At 68.2% G+C, this 18,604-nt stretch carries 12 protein-coding genes; 10 read left to right on the top strand and 2 right to left on the bottom strand.

The genetic code is table 11. From position 1 onward, the window contains the following. Positions 1-105 precede the first annotated feature (105 nt). The 4 genes from ACZ44S_RS24525 to drmB are packed head-to-tail and all read left to right on the top strand — an operon-like array spanning position 106 to position 11,856. On the top strand, positions 106-4,854 hold the full coding sequence (locus ACZ44S_RS24525; RefSeq protein WP_466932474.1) for a DEAD/DEAH box helicase: 4,749 nt from the start codon (positions 106-108) through the stop codon (positions 4,852-4,854). Beyond that, positions 4,851-6,755, top strand: a complete 1,905-nt coding sequence (locus ACZ44S_RS24520) for a UvrD-helicase domain-containing protein (RefSeq protein ID WP_466932472.1) — start codon at positions 4,851-4,853, stop codon at positions 6,753-6,755. The genes ACZ44S_RS24525 and ACZ44S_RS24520 overlap by 4 nt, the downstream gene beginning before the upstream one ends. Next, positions 6,752-9,997: a helicase-related protein gene (locus ACZ44S_RS24515; protein WP_466932470.1), complete on the top strand. Its 3,246-nt coding sequence runs from the start codon at positions 6,752-6,754 to the stop codon at positions 9,995-9,997. Before ACZ44S_RS24520 ends, ACZ44S_RS24515 begins: the two co-directional genes overlap by 4 nt. Continuing rightward, on the top strand, positions 9,994-11,856 hold the full coding sequence (drmB, locus tag ACZ44S_RS24510) for a DrmB family protein (protein WP_466932468.1): 1,863 nt from the start codon (positions 9,994-9,996) through the stop codon (positions 11,854-11,856). Before ACZ44S_RS24515 ends, drmB begins: the two co-directional genes overlap by 4 nt. Before the next feature lie 8 nt (positions 11,857-11,864). Here drmB and ACZ44S_RS24505 read toward each other — a convergent pair whose 3' ends face one another. After that, entirely contained in the window at positions 11,865-12,491 is a 627-nt protein-coding gene (locus ACZ44S_RS24505; RefSeq protein WP_466932466.1) for an ATP-binding protein, read from the bottom strand. A 217-nt stretch (positions 12,492-12,708) separates the two neighbouring features. On the opposite strand from ACZ44S_RS24505, the gene ACZ44S_RS24500 reads away from it, so the two are divergent. The 3 genes from ACZ44S_RS24500 to ACZ44S_RS24490 are packed head-to-tail and all read left to right on the top strand — an operon-like array spanning position 12,709 to position 14,493. Continuing rightward, positions 12,709-13,557: a helix-turn-helix domain-containing protein gene (locus tag ACZ44S_RS24500; protein WP_466932464.1), complete on the top strand. Its 849-nt coding sequence runs from the start codon at positions 12,709-12,711 to the stop codon at positions 13,555-13,557. Further along, positions 13,554-13,814 (top strand): DUF397 domain-containing protein, encoded by a 261-nt coding sequence (locus ACZ44S_RS24495; RefSeq protein WP_466932462.1) that lies wholly within the window; start codon positions 13,554-13,556, stop codon positions 13,812-13,814. The genes ACZ44S_RS24500 and ACZ44S_RS24495 overlap by 4 nt, the downstream gene beginning before the upstream one ends. A 19-nt stretch (positions 13,815-13,833) precedes the next feature. Beyond that, positions 13,834-14,493 (top strand): HAD family hydrolase, encoded by a 660-nt coding sequence (locus ACZ44S_RS24490; protein ID WP_466932460.1) that lies wholly within the window; start codon positions 13,834-13,836, stop codon positions 14,491-14,493. Here ACZ44S_RS24490 and ACZ44S_RS24485 read toward each other — a convergent pair. Next, positions 14,474-15,748, bottom strand: a complete 1,275-nt coding sequence (locus ACZ44S_RS24485) for a transcriptional regulator (RefSeq protein ID WP_466932458.1) — start codon at positions 15,746-15,748, stop codon at positions 14,474-14,476. The genes ACZ44S_RS24490 and ACZ44S_RS24485 overlap by 20 nt on opposite strands. 273 nt (positions 15,749-16,021) lie before the next feature. Between ACZ44S_RS24485 and ACZ44S_RS24480 the strand changes: the two genes are divergently transcribed. The 3 genes from ACZ44S_RS24480 to ACZ44S_RS24470 are packed head-to-tail and all read left to right on the top strand — an operon-like array spanning position 16,022 to position 18,589. After that, positions 16,022-16,381, top strand: coding sequence for a hypothetical protein (locus ACZ44S_RS24480; protein WP_466932456.1), 360 nt, complete (start codon positions 16,022-16,024; stop codon positions 16,379-16,381). 4 nt (positions 16,382-16,385) lie between these two features. Then, positions 16,386-17,687, top strand: a complete 1,302-nt coding sequence (locus ACZ44S_RS24475; protein ID WP_466932454.1) for a radical SAM protein — start codon at positions 16,386-16,388, stop codon at positions 17,685-17,687. Next, positions 17,684-18,589 carry a radical SAM protein gene (locus ACZ44S_RS24470; RefSeq protein ID WP_466932452.1) on the top strand — a complete coding sequence of 302 codons (906 nt, stop codon included), beginning with the start codon at positions 17,684-17,686 and terminating at the stop codon, positions 18,587-18,589. The genes ACZ44S_RS24475 and ACZ44S_RS24470 overlap by 4 nt, the downstream gene beginning before the upstream one ends. Positions 18,590-18,604 lie beyond the last annotated feature (15 nt).

Here is an 18,604-nt window from a genome sequence, read left to right as displayed (position 1 = left end):
CCCGCTGGCCGTGCGTCATCGCAGGTCGTACCGGCTGAATCGTCCTGGCCCGATCCACTCGACCGTCTCTCAGGCCATTGACCTCGCACGAGAATCGAGATAGAAATGTCCGCTCACTCCTCGCAGGTTATCCGTACCGTTCTCGAACAGTCCTCTCGTGTACTGCAGACGTACGAGGTCGATCCCGGTCTCATTCCGGAGCATGCCAACGGCGAACGTCGTATCACGCAGGGCGGCTACGGGGATCGTCAACTCTTCGAACTCGTACAGAACGCCGCGGACGAAATCGCCGCTCAGCCCGGAGGCCGTGTCCAGGTCGTCCTCACCGACGCCCACCTCTACTGCGCCAACGAGGGCGACCCGGTGACCCCCGAGGGCGCGGAGACGATTCTCCGAATGAGCATGTCGCGCAAGAGAGGCGGCCAGATCGGCCGTTTCGGCGTGGGTGTGAAATCCGTGCTGGTGGTCACCGACGCCCCCCAGTTCTTCAGCACTTCCGGATCCTTCGGTTTCGATCGCGAATGGGCACGTGAGAAGATCCGTTCCGTCCCCGGCGTACGAGAGCGGCTGGGTGAGGAGTTCGAGGCGCCGGTCCTGCGCATGGCGCGTCCTCTCGACGCCGATGCCGAGCGTGCCCAGGATCCCGTTCTCGACGAGTTGTTGGGCTGGGCCACCACGGTCGTCCGCCTGCCGTTGCTGAAGGACGCCGTCGGCAGGTTGGCGCTCGACATGCACGGCGGGCGGGCCGGTGGCTCGTCCCGGGAGGAGTTTCCGCTCGGCTTCCAACTCCTGTCGCCCCATGTCGCGAAGGTGGTCCTCGAGGACCGCCGGCCTCGTCCGGCCGTCCGCCGGGTGCTGACCACCGAGCAGTCGGGCGATCTGCACACCGTGTTCGAGGAGCGGACGGGGCGGACGCCCACGAGCGCCCGGTGGCGTGTCTTCTCCACCACGCACGAACCCGGTCCGGCCGCACGCGCGGACGCCGGCGAGCTGCACGACCGGCTCACCCTCGACCTGGCGTGGGCCGTCCCGGACCTGGAGCAGGACCCGAAGAGCGGACTCCGGGTGAGTCCGCAGGCGCGGGGGCGGGGCCGCTTCTGGTCCTTCTTCCCCACCAAGTACGAGATGTCCTTGAGCGGCATCCTCAACGGCGCCTGGAAGACCAACGAGGACCGGCAGAATCTGCTCGACTCCTCGGCGTTCAACGAGGAGATGATCCGGGTCTCGGCCACGTTGGTGGTCGATTCCCTCCCGCGACTCGCCCCTGCCGAGGACCCCGCCGCATACCTTCCCCTGCTGCCCGGTCGGGTGAAGGAGGCGATCAGTTGGGCCGACGCGTTCCTCACCGAGGAAATCTGGAAGCAGACGGCGGTCCGTCCCTCGCTGCCCGATCAGGAGGGCACACTGCGCGTACCGACCCGACTGCGGATTCCCCCTCGTCTCGACAAGGAGCGGAGCGCCGGTTGGTTGCGGATGTGGCACGAGTGCCCCGGCCGCCCGTCGGACTGGCTCCATCCGAACGCCGAGGTCGACACGTTGCGTGCCGGCAAGGTCGAGCACATTCTCGGGGCGGCCGGACACAAGCGTGCCGATGTGCGTGCGTGGCTGGAGGCGCTGGTCGGCTGCGGCACCGCCGAGGCGTCGGCGACGGCGATCCGCATCCTCGCCGACATGGTCGAGGCCAGGTCCCCGTACGCCGATGAGGCCCGTAAGGCGAAAATCGTTCTCACCGAGGAGCACGGTCTCGTCGCCCCCGTGCCCGGCCAGGTCTTCCGTCGTTCCGACGAGGGCGGGCTGCGGGAGTCCCTGAAGTACGTGGTCGGTGAGATCGGTCAGGACCCCGCGCTCGCCTCCGCGCTCAACGTCCTCGGCATCCGTGAGGCGGACGCCGAGGGCCGGTTCATCAGCGTCCTCGACCAGGGCTTCACGGGCTGGGCGGACGCCGAGTGGGAACGCTTCTGGGACCTCTTCCGCATGGCCGGTGGCCGCCGTCTGACCCACACGGTCCTCCAGCACGTGCCCGACGCCCGGGAGACGCTGCGCGTCCGGACGGCGGACGGCAGGTTCCGCCCGGTGCGCGACTGCATGCTGCCGGGTGCCGTGGTCGACGCGGAGCGCGAACCGAACATCGCCGTCGACACGAAGTTCCACTCCGACGATCTCGCCTTCTTCCGGGACATCGGCCTGCGGGAGCGGCCCTCGGCCTCGATGCGTCCGGAGGGCGAGGCCTGGTTCGAGGAGTACCGGGAGGCCGTCCACGCGTCCTTGCTGCGCACCCTGAGCCCCGGCACCCCACGTCCGGCCCTCAACAGGATGAAGGTGGAGGGGTCGCCGATCGGCGGCCCGCTGCACTTCTTCCGGTCGCTCTCCCCGGAGTCCCGCGCGGCCTTCCTGAAGGCGCTTCCGGACGAGGCCGTGGTGGACAACTGGACACGCCAGGTCGGCGCCCAGACCAGTACGCGTCGGACCGTGGTGTCGCCGATCCGTTGGATGCTCAAGAAGCACGGGACCGTTGCGACCTCCAAGGGGATCAAACCGCTGCGGGAAGCCGTGGGGCCGCAGCTCGCCGCCTACCGGGACGTCCTCCCGGTCGCCGACATCTCCCCGGAGAAGGCACGGAAGCTACGGTTGCCGACCACGGTCGACGAAGTTCCGGCGGAACGCTGGGAAACGCTCCTCTCGGAGGTGGCGCGAAGCGAGGACGACGCCTTCGTCGGCAACACCTACGTGATGCTGACCCGCTTCGGCGCGGAGTTCCCCGACGACTCGCTGACCCGTTGCCGGATCGGGGACGCCTGGGGCAGCCGCCCCGACGAGGAGATCACCGTCGCGGTCGGCACCACCGAGTACCGGGCTCTGCGCGCGGAGCAGCTTCCCGCCCTGCTGGTGGCGACTCCGGAGGACGCCGAGCTGATGGTGGAGAGGTGGGCCATGAAGCGCTTCGCCGAAGCCATCTCCAAGGAGACCCGCGAGGTCGTCGACGGGGATCCGATCGCCCTCGTGGAGCTGTACCCGGCGCTGCGCCAGCGGCTGAGCGGCGGCAACCGCAGCACCGTGGTCCAGCGGTGCAGCGAGTTGGAAGAGGTGACCCGGACCGAGAACGGCACGAAGGCCCGCCCCCTGGACGCCGTGCGTCAGGGCGACACGATCAAGGTGCGCGTTCCCCTGGCCTCCGAGCCGATGCTGCGGCTGATCGACCGGGAGCTGGGCCTCGGGCTCGGCGCCGCGGGTTGCCGGGCGGTGCTCGAGCACCAGGAGCGCATGGCCCGGGACAGCGAGATCAAGGCAGCGGTGGAGGCCGTCCGCGACGCCGAGGACGTCGTCACCAAGATCGAGGCGCTGATCGGCGCCGAGGCGCTGCGCGCCGGACTGCCCGACGGGCTGATGGAGGCCGAACTGCAGGAGACCGGTGGCACGGAACCCTCCGGTCACCGGATCGCGCAGATGGCCTTCAACGCGCACGGCGACGGCGTGCTCCAGCACCACGCCCGCGACATCCAGGCCCGCTTCCCGAACGCGCCGGTGTCCTACGGAGGTTCGTCGGCCGCCGTCACCTTCGTGTCGGACCTCAGGTTGCCGATGGTCTTCGCCGGTTCCAGGACTCCGACGCCGCCGGCCTTCGAGACGGTGGACGGCCCCCGGGACTTCCCTCGGCTCCACGACTACCAGGATGAGCTGGTCCGCAACATCACCACCCTGCTCGACCGGCTCGCCCCGCAGCGCGCCATGCTGTCCTTGCCCACCGGAGCGGGAAAGACACGGGTCACCTCCGAGGCCGTGATCCGCTGGGTGAAGCGCGTCGGTGACCTGGGCGGTCCGCTGCTGTGGATCGCCCAGACCGAGGAGCTGTGCGAACAGGCGGTGCAGAGCTGGAAGTTCGTCTGGAACAAGGTCGGCGCCGAGCGGCCTCTCACCATCAGCCGGCTCTGGAGCAGCCACGAAGTGGGGAACGTGGTCGAGAACCCCCACCTGGTGGTCGCCACCGACGCCAAGCTGGAGCGGTGTCTCGGAACCGACCAGTACGCCTGGCTGCGGCAGGCCGCGCTGGTCGTCGTGGACGAGGCCCACACCGCCATCTCCAAGCGCTACACCGAGATCCTGAGCCTGTTGGGACTCACCCAGTACGAGACCGGACGACACCTGCTCGGCCTGACGGCCACCCCGTTCCGCAACACCAACGAGGACGAGACCCGTCGCCTCGTCACACGCTTCGGCAACCGGCGGCTCGACGAGGGCGTGTTCCCGTCCGGCGATCCCTACCGGGACCTCCAGGAGTGGGGGATGCTCGCCCAGGTCGAGCACCGTACCCTCACCGGTGGCCGGATCGAGCTGACCCGGGACGAGAGGACGCACGCCGAGCGCATGGCGATGCTCTCCCGTGCCGCCGAGCAGCGGCTCGCCGACGACCACGCGCGCAGCCGTCGCATCGTCGACGAGGTGGCGAGCCTTCCGAAGGACTGGCCGACGCTGCTGTTCGCGACCTCCGTGGATCACGCCAAGTATCTGGCGGCCATGCTCAACGACCGGGGCATCCGGGCCGCGGCGGTGGACTCCACCACCAGCGCCCAGGACCGTCGCCGGCGGATCGAGGACTTCCGCGCGGGACGCATCCTTGTCCTCACCAACTACGGTGTTCTGACTCAGGGATTCGACGCTCCCGCCACCCGGGTCGTGGTGGTGGCCCGCCCGGTCTACAGCACCAACGTGTACCAGCAGATGATCGGCCGTGGTCTGCGCGGGCCGAAGAACGGCGGCAAGCAGACCTGCCTGATTCTCAACGTAGACGACAACATCGCCAACTTCGACACCAAACTCGCCTTCACCCAGTTCGAGCACCTCTGGAGCAGAAAGTGACCGACGCGTATCTCGACAGCCCTCCGCTCACGGACGAGCAGCGGGCCGTGGTCGAGCAGCCCTGGGACGCGCGCGTCCTGGTCACCGCCGGGGCGGGCGCGGGCAAGACGCACACCCTGGTGCGCCGACTCGATGCGCTGTGCGGGCACGAGGACCCGGACGAGGCGCTGGAGGCCGCCGAGATCCTGGTGCTCACGTTCTCCCGGGCCGCCGCCCGTGAGCTGCGCGAGCGGATCTCGCGCCACGGGGAGCGCGCCCAGCGGGTACGGGCGCGCACCTTCGACGCGTGGGCCTACGAGGTGCTCCTTCAGGCGCATCCGGACGGGGAGTGGGGCGCGGTCGGCTTCGACGAGCGGATCGCGGCCGCCACCCGTGCCATCGAGAAGGGAGCGCTCGAGGTCGGAGACGCCGTCCCGCCCGCGCACATCGTGATCGACGAGGTGCAGGACCTACTGGGCGGGCGACGCGAGTTGGTCGAGACGCTACTCGACCGGTACCAGGAATCCTGTGGTTTCACCGTCGTCGGAGACGCCGCTCAATCCGTCTACGGCTTCCAGATCGCGGACCCGGGCGAGCGCGCCGACGAGACCGGCAGGTTCTTCGACTGGCTGCGCTGCTCGTACCCCGACGACCTCGTGGAACTGAACCTCACCCGCAACTTCCGGGCCGGCACCGAGGAAGCCCGGGTCGCGCTCGCGCACGGTCCGCGTCTCCAGCAGCTCACCGACCCGGACGAGGCCTCGACGCTCTACGACGAACTGCGCGACCTTCTTCTGGACCCGACGAATGCGACGGGAGACCTCGGCGACGAGTTCACCCTGAACGGTCTGCGGGATCTCACCGACACCTGCGCGATACTCACCCGCGACAACCAGGAGGCGCTTGTCGTCTCCGGCCTGCTGCACGCACACGGCGTGGAACACCGGCTGCGGCGCCCGCTGGAAGAACGTCCCGTGCCCTACTGGGTGGCCGAACTGCTGCGCGGCACCGAAGCGTCCGGCCTCTCCGAGGACCGGTTCCGCTCCCTCCTCGCGGGCATCCCGCTGCCCTACGAACCGAACGCCGACGCCCTGTGGACGGTGCTGCGCCGGGTCGCGCGGGGACCCGGCCGTGGGGTGCTCGACCTGGACCGGCTGCGGCGCGCGGTCGCCGACGGCCGGTTCCCCGACGAGGCGTCCGACCCGGAAACCGCACGGATCGTCGTCTCGACCGTGCACCGGGCCAAGGGCCTGGAGTTCGACCGGGTGATCGTCCTGGTCCCGCCGACCGTCGCGGAGTTGCACAAGCGGTACCGGGACGAACTCGACCTGCCCGCAGAGGCGCGGGCCCTGTACGTGGCGATGACGCGTGTCCGCCAGGACCTGTATCACGCGCCCCGCCCCGAGCTTCCCCTTTTCAGAAGGGCAGGACATCGGCGCGACGGCCGCCGCTACATCGGATCGTGGCGGTCCTACGACCGGTACGGCATCGTCGCCGAAGCAGGCGACGTGTGCCGGGACAACCCTCCCGGTCACGAGACGGACGCCGTCGCCACCCAGGCGTACCTCCTGGCCCACGTCCGCCCCGGCCAGAAGGTGGTGCTGCGCCGCCGCCACGACCTGCCGATGGGCGAGACACAGAGCCCGCCCTACGCGCTGCTGCACGACGGGCGGGAGATCGGCGAGGCCTCCCAGAAGTTCCGCGAGGCCCTCTTCCAGGTGCAGAAGGTGAACCGTACCTGGGACCCCTGGTGGCCCGACGAGATCCACGATCTGTGGATCGACACCTTGGAGACCGTGACGGGCAGCACCGCAGCCGGCGCCAACGCCGGACTTGGTGATCGCGGTGTCTGGACCGTCCCGCGGATCACCGGCATCGGCCGGTTCCGCAGAGCCGACGACAACGAGGAGCAGCGAGCATGACGCACGTGGCAGGCCGGCACTCCGAGCACTACCGGGTGCGGGACGAGGAACTGCTCGTGGGGCTCCGCCGCGAACTCTTCGGCCCCGCCGAGGACGCCGCGCCGGAGGACCGGGACGAGGTCCTCACCCAGGACGCGCCGATCGACCGCTACCTGACCGGCGTGCTGTATCCGAGGGCGTCCAAGGAGCGGAAGGCCGAGATCGCCGCCGAACAGGACGGCCTGGACGCCCCGCCCGTGCTCCCGCGTGAGGACATCGAGGAGCCCGGACCGGCGCAGGAGATCACGGCATCCGGAGACAGGCGCCCCTCGTCCATGGGGCTCACCTTCGCGGTCGATCCGACCATAAGTGACACGATCGTGGTCTCGGCCAGTGCGGCCGTCTACGAGCCCACCGACGCCGAGGGCAAGCCCGTCGAGGCCCGCCGGGCCGAGGCCCGCACCACCTCCGAACAGCGGGAACGGTGGCGGCGCAGGGTGCTGGAGATCCCGGACCGGTCCATCGTGGTGACGGCACCTGCTCCCGCCGAACCGATCGAACTCGTCCCCGACAAGGTGGCGTTGCACGTCATCGTCCGACGTCCCGACCCGACCACCGGCACGGTCACGATCACCGTCACGCTGATCAACACCCAGAAGGTCGGTGAGTGGGATCTCCAGGACGCCTTCTCCCTGTTCCAGTGCGGCCTGACGGTCCGGGCCGCCAACGGCTCCACCGCGTTCGTCGAACGCCCCGCCCCGTCCGCCGCCCACGACCCGGAGATCGCCACCAGTCGGCTTCTGCACCGGCACGCCCCGACCTTCGCCGTCGGGCACGGCTGCGCCGCCACGTGGGACTGGAATCCCTCACCGATCGGCGTGACCGACACCGAGAAGGCCGGCGTTCCCGAGGTGCGCAGCGACTTCGTACCCAGCGTCGAGGTCCTGCTCACCGACTCCAATCCGGAGATCGACGACTCGACGCTGTCCATGCTCGGGCTGGCCGAGAAGCCCGACGCGGAGGTGCTGGGCGCCCTGGAAGGGCTCGCCAAGGGATACGAGCACTGGATCGCCCGCAAGCAGGATGAGGCGGACGCCCTGGCCGGTGACGCCCACGGGGAACCGGCGCGGATCCAGGTGAAGGCCTGTCGAGAGGCGCTCGGCCGGATCCGCGAGGGCATCGAGTTGTTGCGGGAGAAGCCGGACCTGATGAAGGCTTTCCGCCTCGCCAACCGTGCCATGGCCGACCAGCGCGCCCGCAGCGCCTGGGTGAAGGGCGGACGCGTCGGCACCCCCGATCCGGCCGCCGGCAAGTGGCGCCCCTTCCAGATCGCCTTCGTACTGCTCTGCCTGGCGGGCATCGAGGACCCGAAGCACAACGACCGGAAGATCTCCGACCTGCTCTGGTTCCCCACCGGTGGTGGCAAGACGGAGGCCTACCTGGGACTGATCGCCCTCACCTCCTTCCTGCGCCGCATCCGCAACGGCGTGGACGGCGGTGGGGTCACCGTCATCATGCGCTACACGCTGCGGCTGCTCACCCTTCAGCAGTTCGAACGCGCCGCGATCCTGCTCTGCGCCATGGAGAACATGCGGCGCCGGACGCCCGAGCTGGGTCGGGAGGAGTTCTCCGTCGGCATGTGGGTGGGCCGCTCGGCCACCCCCAACACGCTGGCCGAGGCGGGCGCCAAGCTCGACGAGCTGCGAGCGCACCTGGACAAGCGGCTCGCCACCGAGAACCCCGTCCAGTTGCACACCTGCCCCTGGTGCGGAACGCGCCTCGACGCCCGGGACTACGAGGCCGACGAGGACGCCAAGCGGATGTACGTCCGCTGCCCGGGCAGCGACTGCGACTTCGCGGACGGCCTCCCCGTCCACCTGATCGACGAGGCGGTGTACGACGCACGCCCGACGCTGGTGATCGCCACGGTCGACAAGTTCGCCTCGATGCCGTGGCGTCCGGCGACCTCCGCGCTCTTCAATCGCGACGACCCCGACGACGGCACGCCTCCCCCGGAGCTCATCGTCCAGGACGAGCTCCATCTGATTTCGGGCCCGTTGGGAACCCTCACCGGCCTCTACGAGACCGCCGTGGACGCGCTGGCCGGCCGTCCCAAGGTGATCGCCTCCACGGCGACCATCCGTCGCGCCGCCGACCAGGGCCTCCACCTCTTCGCGCGCGAGATCCGGCAGTTCCCGCCCGCGGGTCTGGACTCCCGCGACTCGTGGTTCGCGGTGGAGACGCCGCGTGAGGAGAAGGCGAGCCGCCGTTACGTCGGCCTCCTGGCCCCCGGCACCAGTCAATCCACCCTGCTCATCCGCACGTACGCCACCTTGCTGCACCGGGCCATGCAGGCGGAGACGAAGGACGAGGTGCGCGACGCGTACTGGAGCCTCGTCGGCTACTTCAACAGCCTGCGACTGCTCTCCGCAGCCGAACTCCAGGTCCACGACGACGTGGTGGCCTACCTGGAGCTGCTGGCGGAGCGTGAGGGCGTCCCCGTGCGCTCGGTCGCCAACTACTCGGAGCTGACGAGCAGGATCGACGCGAGCGAGATCCCCACCCGGCTCAAAGGCATCGAGAAGAGGTTCCCCGACGAGGACACCGTGGACGTCCTGCTCGCCACCAACATGATCGCGGTGGGCGTCGACGTGGACCGGTTGGGGTTGATGGCCGTGATGGGTCAGCCGCAGACGACCGCCGAGTACATCCAGGCCACGAGCCGGGTCGGCCGCGCCCACCCCGGTCTGGTCGCGGTCATGCTCAACTCCACGCGCGCTCGCGACCGCTCCCACTACGAGAGCTTCCAGCACTTCCACTCCGCCCTCTACCGCGAGGTCGAGTCCACCTCGGTGACACCGTTCTCCGCCCGTGCCCGCGAGCGGGGCCTGCACGCGGTGATCGTCGCCCTGGCACGCATCCTGATCCCGGCCGCGCGGCCCAACGAAGGGGCCGGCGACGTCGAGTCCTACGTGGACGTCCTTCAGGACCGCGTCAAGCCCTTGCTGATGGAGCGGGTACACGCCGTCACCGAGGCCGAGGCCGATGCCGTCTCCGACGACTTCGAAGAGTTCGTCGAGTGGTGGCGCGACGAAGCCAGCACCCACAATCGCCTGCTCTTCGAACCGACGCGGGGTGATCGCGCCCCCTCGCTCCTGAAGGCGTACGACGACGAGTCCGAGGGCGCCGAGGCATGGCCCACGCTGTGGAGCCTGCGCGACGTCGACGCCGAGTCCGCCCTGTTCATGGAGGGAACACGATGACCCCGCCCCCTCGTCGCCGCCGGCCCGGAGCGAACGGCGCCACGCCCGCCCACTCCTTTCCGCGACGCGGTGAGATCCGCCGCGCCCAGGCGATCACCACGTACGGCGTCGGCTCGCTCATCGCCGTCGACCACGAGTCCTTCGTCGTCTCGGGCCTGGATGAGGCCGACCGCAGCTGGCGTCCCGACGAGTCGCCGCGGATCCACGAACGACGCCTGGCCAGGCTTCTCGATGTCGACCATTTCCGGCTGCCACCGGCCTCCGACGACACCAGCAAGGACGGCCTCCGGGTCCGTCGCTTCCCCTTGATGCACTCGTGCCCCGAGTGCAGCGAGCTGCAGCACCATCGCGACTTCAACCCGCCCGCCGGTCGCAGTGTCTGCGGCACCTGCGAGGCGGACCTCGTTCCCTCCCGATTCGTGGTCGCCTGCGAGGACGGGCACCTCGGTGAGTTCCCGTACTGGCAGTGGGTGCACCGTTCGTCCGACCGTGGTTCCACGCCCCTCGGAAAGTGCGGGGGGAAGCTCAGGCTGCGCACTTCCGGACGTACCTCCTCCCTCCGCTCCATCCTCGTCTCCTGCACCTGCGGGCGGGCGCCCGAGGTGTCGATGGAGGGCTCCTTCCGCAAGAACGCGCTCAAGGACCTGGGATTGAAGTGCCGGGGCCACCGACCGTGGCTCGGTACCTCCGCGCCGGACAAGGAGTGCGGACTGCCCCTGCGGACGCTCCAGCGCGGTTCCTCGTCGGTGTGGCAACCGGTACTGAAGTCGGCGCTGTCCATCCCGCCGTGGAGCAACAGACGTGAGGATCCGCTGGCCGGCCACTGGGAAAAGCTCAGGAAGTACGAGACCCGCGAGGCCGTCGAGATCTATCTCGATGCAGTCTTCACCGAGGGAGCGTGGCCCCTCTCCCTGGACGAGGTGATGACGCTGCTCGCCGCGGAACGCGAGGAGGATCCTTCGGACGGGGAACCCGCCACCTTCGACCATCGCTACCGCGCCCTGCGCAACAAGGAGTACGAGCGTCTGCGCTCCGGCAACGACGAGAGCGAGCACTCCCGCGACGAGCAGTTCGTCTGCGAGACGCCGCTGGGCGACCGGAGCGTGCTCGATCCGCTCGGCGTCACCGGCCCGATGCTGGTCAAGAAGCTCCGCGAGGTGCGTGCGCTGAAGGCGTTCACCCGGCTCGTCGACGCCGAGTCGACGACCGACGCGAAGGAGATGCCGCTCTCCGAGAATCCTCTGCGCTGGCTTCCGGCTATGGAGGTTCGCGGGGAGGGAGTTTTCCTCCGCCTGGACGAGGAACGGCTGGGCACCTGGGAGAAGACGATCGCCGTGGCGGCCCGGGTGGAACGGATGCGGACTGCCCACCAGCGGGTGCTGGATCAGCGGGCCGGTGATCCGAGCCGAGCTGTTCCGTCTCCGGCCACCCCCCGGATGGTGCTGCTGCACACCTTGGCCCACGTTCTCATCACCGAGTGGAGCCTGGAGGCGGGGTATCCGGCAGCGTCCCTGCGCGAGCGCCTGTACGCCGCCGACGACATGGCCGGAGTACTCATCTACACGGCAACGAGTGACTCGGCGGGCAGCCTCGGCGGTCTCGTCGCCCAGGGCGAACCGGATCTTCTCGACCGCACGGTGCGCTCGGCCGTCCGCCGCGCCGAGTGGTGTTCCTCCGACCCGCTCTGCATGGAGACCGAGGTGTCCGCCACCGGCACCAATCTCGCCGCGTGCCACGCCTGCGTCATGCTGCCGGAGACGAGTTGCGAGCACAACAACATCCTGCTCGATCGGGCACTGCTGATCGGCACCCGGGATGACCCGTCCGTGGGGTTCTTCGCTCACATACTGGCGAGCTGAAACGAGCCTCACCTCTCGCTGCCGGCCGGAGCGGCTTCGCAGCGGCTCTGTGCACGGTCGAGGACCTCGTCCGCATCGCAGCCGCGTGCCTGGAGCCAGCGGAGGAAGTCCGTGATGACGTCGATCACGGACTCCTCCGCCACCAGCCGGCTCACCCTGCCGGACTCGCGGTCGTAGGAGCAGACCGGCGCCTTCAGGGTTGCGTACATGTCCAGTAGCGCCTCGGCCCGCGTCACCGACGGATCGTCCGCACGGCCGGCCGGCGACACGGGCCCGGTGGCCAGCTCGCACCACGTCACCTTGCGGTCCTCGTGGAGCTGGACACCCCAGCGGTCGGCGAGGGCCTCGACCAGTGCCATACCCCGCCCACCCTCGGCATCGACGTCCGCGGCGACGAGAGTGGGCAGAGCTCGCGCGTCGGGGTCGTGGACCTCGATGCGCAGATGCGTGCCGTTCACGGAGACCGAGAGCGAGCCCGGGGTGCCGAGACCGACATGCGTGACGACGTTGGACACCAGCTCACTGACGCACAGTTGAGCCATGTCGACGAGCTCGTGAAGACCCCAGTGCGCCAGACGATGCCTCACGAGGCGTCTCAGTACCCCCACCTCTTCGGGACGGGCGGTGAATCCCACGTCCCACGTCTGTCGCCGCCTGCACGCTTGCTGAATCACGGGCACTCCCCTCGTCACCTCGCGAGCACTCTGTGTCGCTACCGGCTCACAGCATGGAGCCGGCACATCCCGTCGTGCAATGTGCACAAAGGGATTCCCACTTCCGTGTGATTGGCAAGCGGCCCTCTTGGCATGAGACTGAACTTTCGTTACACGCCGGGTGGTTGAGGAGATCCAGATGGCCGGTTCACCGACGGCTCGCCGTCGGCGTCTGTCGATCGAGCTGAAGAAGCTCCGGGAGCAGAGCACGTTGACCTGCGCCCAGGTAGGTCAAGCGCTGGACTGGAGCGGCTCCAAGGTCAATCGCATGGAGACGGGCAGCGGCAGGGTCCAGCCCTCGGACGTCGACGCACTGTGCCGCTTCTACGGCACGAGCGACGAGCTGCGCGAGTTCCTCAAGTCGTTGGCGCGGGAGGCGAAGACGCGCGGCTGGTGGCAGGTGCACGGCGCGGGCGTGCCCGAGTGGTTCAACATCTACATCGGCTTGGAGCAGGACGCCTCCACCCTTCGCCAGTACCAGTGCGAATTGCTGCCGGGACTCATGCAGACCGAGGCGTATGCCCGGGAACTGCACACGATCGGCGCGCACATGTCCGCCGAGGACATCGACCGCGCGGTGCGCGTACGACTTGAGCGTCAGGAGATGCTGACCCGCCCGGACTCTCCTGAAGCCTGGTTCATCGTCAACGAGGGGTCCGTGCGCAACGTCATCGGCGATCGGGAGTTGATGCGAGAGCAGCTCGAACGGCTCCTCGAGTCGGCCGCCCTGCCGAACGTGACCCTCCAGGTCCTTGCTTTCGATTCCGGCACCTACCCGGCCGTCGGTTCCTTCACCATGCTGGGCTTTCCCGCTCCGGAGGACCCGGATCTGGTCTACCGCGACGGCATCACGGACGCCGTCTACCTGGAGGGCGAGTCGCATGTGCGCGAATACACCCGGGCGTTCGACGGCTTGCGCGCCGCAGCCCTGAGCCCTCAGCGCTCCGCCCAGCTCATCAAATCGGTCGTGAAGGAGTACGCGAAGTGAGCACCGCAACGCCGACAGGCCGCGCTCCCCTCTGGTTCAGGTCGTCCTACAGCAATGGCGCCGGGGGCGAGTGCGTGGAGTGCGCCCACGTCACCAGCGGCACGCTGATACGTGACTCCAAGGACACGGACGGCTCTGTGGTCTCGGTTGACGCCGCTGCATGGCACCGTTTCGTGAAGGGGTTGAAGCGGAAGCAGTCGGCCTTCCCACCGGTCGACACCACTGCCCCCCAAAGCCCGCTTCGATCGTCACGCTGAACCGTCTAACCTGCGGAGCATGATTCGTGCGGTCGTATTCGATGTTGGCGAGTGCCTTGTTGACGAGACCCGGGAGTACGGGACGTGGGCGGACTGGCTGGGAGTGCCACGGCACACCTTTGCGGCGATGTTCGGGGCGGTCATCGCGCAAGGGCGTGACTACCGCGAGACGTTCCAGGAGTTCCGGCCGGGGTTCGACCTGACTGAGGAGCGGGAGAAGCGCGCGGCTGCGGGGCAGCCGGAGTGGTTCGGTGAGGATGACCTCTACCCGGATGTCCGGCCCACCCTGGCCTCCCTGCGTGAAGCGGGGCTGTGGGTTGGCATCGCCGGGAATCAGACCGTGCGAGCCGGCGCCCTGCTGCGTGGACTGGAACTACCTTGCGACATGATCGCCACCAGTGACGACTGGGGGGCATCGAAACCGGACGTAAGGTTTTTCGAGCGTGTCATCGAGACGACACCTGCTGAGCCCGGCGAGATCCTTTACGTCGGTGACCGTCTCGACAACGACATCCGCCCTGCCGTGCAAGCAGGACTCCTGACCGCTCTGATCCGGCGCGGCCCCTGGGGCACCATTCAGCAGCGGGATCCGGATGCGGATGCCATTACGACCATGCGCGTTGATTCACTGGCGGAACTGTTGGAGAGGATCACGAAGTTCAACGCTGAAGAGCGCTGACCGTGGTCCCCCAGTCGTAGAGACGGTCATCGAGGTTCCGGACGCACTGCTCGTTCTGCCAGGGAACGAGCATGCGCCGGACCTCACGGATGCGGTCCATCCCGGTGGCGTACCAGGTGATGGCCAACTGATCGAGGGCCATGATGGCGTATCCGCATGCCTTCTCCGGTAGTCCGTCTGCGGCTTCGACCGCGGCTAGATCACCAAGGACCACAGTGCGCTGTTTGTCCGACTCGGACGGCAGGCCGTCGAGTACGTCGAGAAGCGTCTGGCGGGCCTGCGGCAAGTGGCCGGCCTTCAACTGAGTGTTGCCCTTGAACGCGGACAGGCGGACTGGACTGAACCAGTCCGCCCACTCGGGCATGGCATGTTCAGAGCTCTCGGCGAGGGTGCCTTCGGCGCGGCGGATCAAGCGCAGAGCTGCGTGAGGATCTCCGCAGCGGGTCTCACATTCTGCCTCGACGGCGTCCAGCCACGCCCAGAACTCCGCCGATGCGTGCGCTCGGCGGGCGTAGGTACGGGCGGCCAGCATGCGTTCCGCCGCCGCCGCCCGGTCGTCCGCCCAGCCGGGGACAAAGGCCATGTGCGCGAGGATGGCCGCTCCGAGGAGCGGATCATCCGCTTCCCCGGCCGCCTGCAGAGCACGCAGGAGGGTCTCTGAAGCCTGTCCCGGTTGTTGCAGGTCGAAGAATTCGATACGGCCGGCCAGCAGGTAGGACTCGGCCAGTGCGGCGGCGATGGTCTGACGGGCAGGGTTCGCCGTCTCCGGAAGGAGGGCGCACCCCAGGCGGGCATGCTCCAGGATCGCCGGATGCAGCACGGCAGGAGCGACTGACCAGTACATGTGCCGATGCGCACGGGTGACCTTCTCGAAATCCCTGCCGACCGTCGTCGGCTGGGTTGTGACTCCACCTTGAACAGGGACGGAAGCCAGCCTGGCTCCGATCAGGGGTACACGAGACACGGCGTCGGGTGCGGCGCTGGGCCGAGTTCGCATGTTTGCCCACGGAGGTGTAAATCCGAGGTCTTCCATGCTCTGCCCCAGAAGGTGAGCCAACACCCGGTGCACATCGGGCTGCGGCCAGGGCGGTGAAGCGGATTCCCAGCGCCGGATCTGCCGGACGCCGACAGCCAGTCCCCTGACGCCCAGGCTTGGCGCGGCCTTGGTGATGGCATCGGCCAAAGCTTGCTGCGAACTGTATCCGGCAGCCAGACGAGCAGCCTTCAGCCTGATGTTGCCCGCGGGACGCACCATGGATCTCCTCCAGGACGAGCTCTCGCCAGGGAACGGCATTTGAAGTCCTCATAGTGGCGCAAACGTGCCCCTGGGGTGTCAACAAGGGCTCGGTGTTGTCCTCTTGACGTCCTGTCAGAGTCCTCGTACAGGGCTTCACGAGTCAGCATGATGTCACCACATCACTGCGAAGCAGCTACCAGCGCTGTCTCACCCTTACTCCCCGAGCGAGACCGGTACCCGCCGGACTCCGGAGGTTGATCGAGTACATCCAGCCCATCGGAAGGATCACCCATGCCTCAAGCCAGGAGAGAGAAGAAGGACCACCTGATCTACGCGGACGTCGTGGACTCCAAGTCCAAGGCAGGCGTGTGGATGGGGGAACGCGCTTCCTTCGAGGAGAAGCAGGGCCGCATCATCGAGGCGCTCAGGGAGCGCACCGACTGGGTCGACCTGAGGAACGCGATTATGGTCATTGGCACCAACCCCGCCGGGATCACGGTCATCGCGCCGAATCCGACGCTGCCCGGTGTAATCGTCCTCGCCGACGGTGGCTCACCGGCCGCATCCGCGAAGCTCCAGGCCGCCGCCGAGGCGAAGGTCCGTGAGGTCATGGGCGAGCTCGGAATCGCCGAAGAGGAAACGGCGGCCTGACCACATGGCTGCCCCCCGGATGCTGTGGGGGAAATACTTCCAGTACGAGCGGGACGGGGAAGCGGTTCTCCTCGATCCGGTCACGCTGGACAGTGTGTTCATCAACTCCGGCGAGGTCCATGACCTCGCTGGGGTCCCCCCGACTGCGACCCATCAAGCCCTCGCAGGGCTCGGCTTCACCCCCGATGGCCCCGGGGCCGACCGGCGTGAAGCACTCCGTGACCGGCTTCGGTTGCTCGGCCTCGATGCCGCTCCCTCCCGCATCAGCGGCCTGCGCGTGGTCCTCACCGACCGCTGCAATATGGCCTGCACCTACTGCTTCGTCGACACGAACACCGGTAAGCCGGACATGACGAAGGATGAGCTCTCAAGAGGGCTGGAGTTCCTGTTTGAGCGGAACGCCGGGCAGGAGGAGGTGTCCATCCAGTGGTTCGGCGGCGAGCCGACCATCCGCTTCGACCTCATGCAGTACGGCGACCAGCTCGCCGACACGCTCGCCGACCGCTACGGCGTGGCGAGGGTGCGGCGCACAGTCGTCACCAACGGTGCCCGCTTGACCGACGATGCTCTCGACCATTTCACTGCCTACGGGTACGGAGTCGGCATCTCCATCGATGGCCCTCCCGGTATCAACTCCGCGCACCGCCGGCTGCTCGGTGGCCGGCCCGCAGACGATCGGATTCGCCACAACATCGCCCGGTTCATCGAGGCCGGTGGACTCCACGTGGGCTGCAACCTCACCCCGACGGCCGCGAACATCGGACGTCTCGCCGAAACCGTTCGGTGGATCACCGAAGAGCTCGGGCTGAAGTTCATCTACGTCAACACGCCCATCCCTACAGCGGGCCGCTGGCAAGTCAAGGGCACCGAGCTGGCAAGTGAATTGTACGAGGCCCGGCTTGCCGCCCTGGCACGCGGCGGGATGCTGTTCTCCGTCCTGGACCGCGCCTTCCAGGCTCTGGATACCCGCCGGCCGATGCTGTTCGACCACATGCAGAGTGACCGAAGTCTGAACGCCGCCTTGCTGCCTGGCAACCGGGTCAGCCTGTGCGACATCAACTTCACCGAGCCGTCATTCCAGCGCACCCTCGACGAGGTGCGAGCCGATACAGACAGCCTGACGGGCGTGGCCAAGAAGGTCGCCCCGATCACCGAGTGCGGGAACTGTCCGGCCCTCGCCGTCTGTGGCGGCCCTTCCCGCAACGAGCAAGCCCTCATTGGTGGCGATACCCCGGACCCCGAGATGTGCGCCTTCTACACGAGCACTGTGGAGATCGCGATTTGGGACAACACGGGGGTGCAATGAGCGCACACGTCCGCACCGCGCTGATCTCCACGGCAGGGCACTGCAAGGTAGCCTGCGGCTTTTGTTTCCGCGCTGACCGCGCTCACGGCTTCCTCGACATCGCGACCTACACCCGCACACTGTCGCGGCTGAAAGAGACGGGCGTTCACGGGGTATGCCTGACGGGCGGCGAACCGACCCATCACCCACAGCTCAAGCAGCTCGTACGGCTACCCCGCCAATTCGGTTTGTCGGTGTCGATGGTCACCTCGGCTCGGACCGTGGCAGAGGTCGTCGCCCTCTCCATGGTGGCGCATTTGATGGCCAACGTGACCGTCTCCGCCGACTCACAAGCCGCGATGCTGCTGGGGCGCACTACTCGCACTGCGGCTTCGGGCATCGACACGCTGCGCGCGATCGGTACTGACACGAAGATCCTGCACGTCACCTGCTGGGACCTGAGCGACAGCGAGTGCCGGGAGCTGGCCGGTCTCGCGACTGAAGCAGGAGTAGGGGTCCAGTTCAGCCCGGTGGTCCTCGATGAGCGCGCGCTGCGCCGCAGTGGCATGTCGGTGGCCCAGTATCTGGTCCAGCACCATCTCGACGCCGACGTGCTGGGCCGCTACTTCAATCTGTCCAGGAGGTACCGGGAGTACCTCGACGAGCTGCGGGATCTTCAGCTGCCTGCCACAAGGGGTGCGCGCTGGTCGTGCCGCTCAGGCACCGCCTACGTGTCCGCTGACGGGCGCATACGGCGCTGTCCCTACGGCCGAGCGTCGGTCAGCGTCCACGCACCCCGTGCCGAGATCAAACAGTTCCTGACCACTCCGCCGCAGGACCAGGTGACCCCGGACTGCGCTGCGATCTGCCGCTCTGCCATCACGTCCGACGAACGCAGTACGTCGTGCGCTACGCAGGTGTGAGGGCGGCATTCCGCC

The sequence above is a fragment of the Streptomyces malachitofuscus genome, from assembly GCF_055571035.1.
This window is presented reverse-complemented; position numbering and strand designations above follow the sequence as displayed.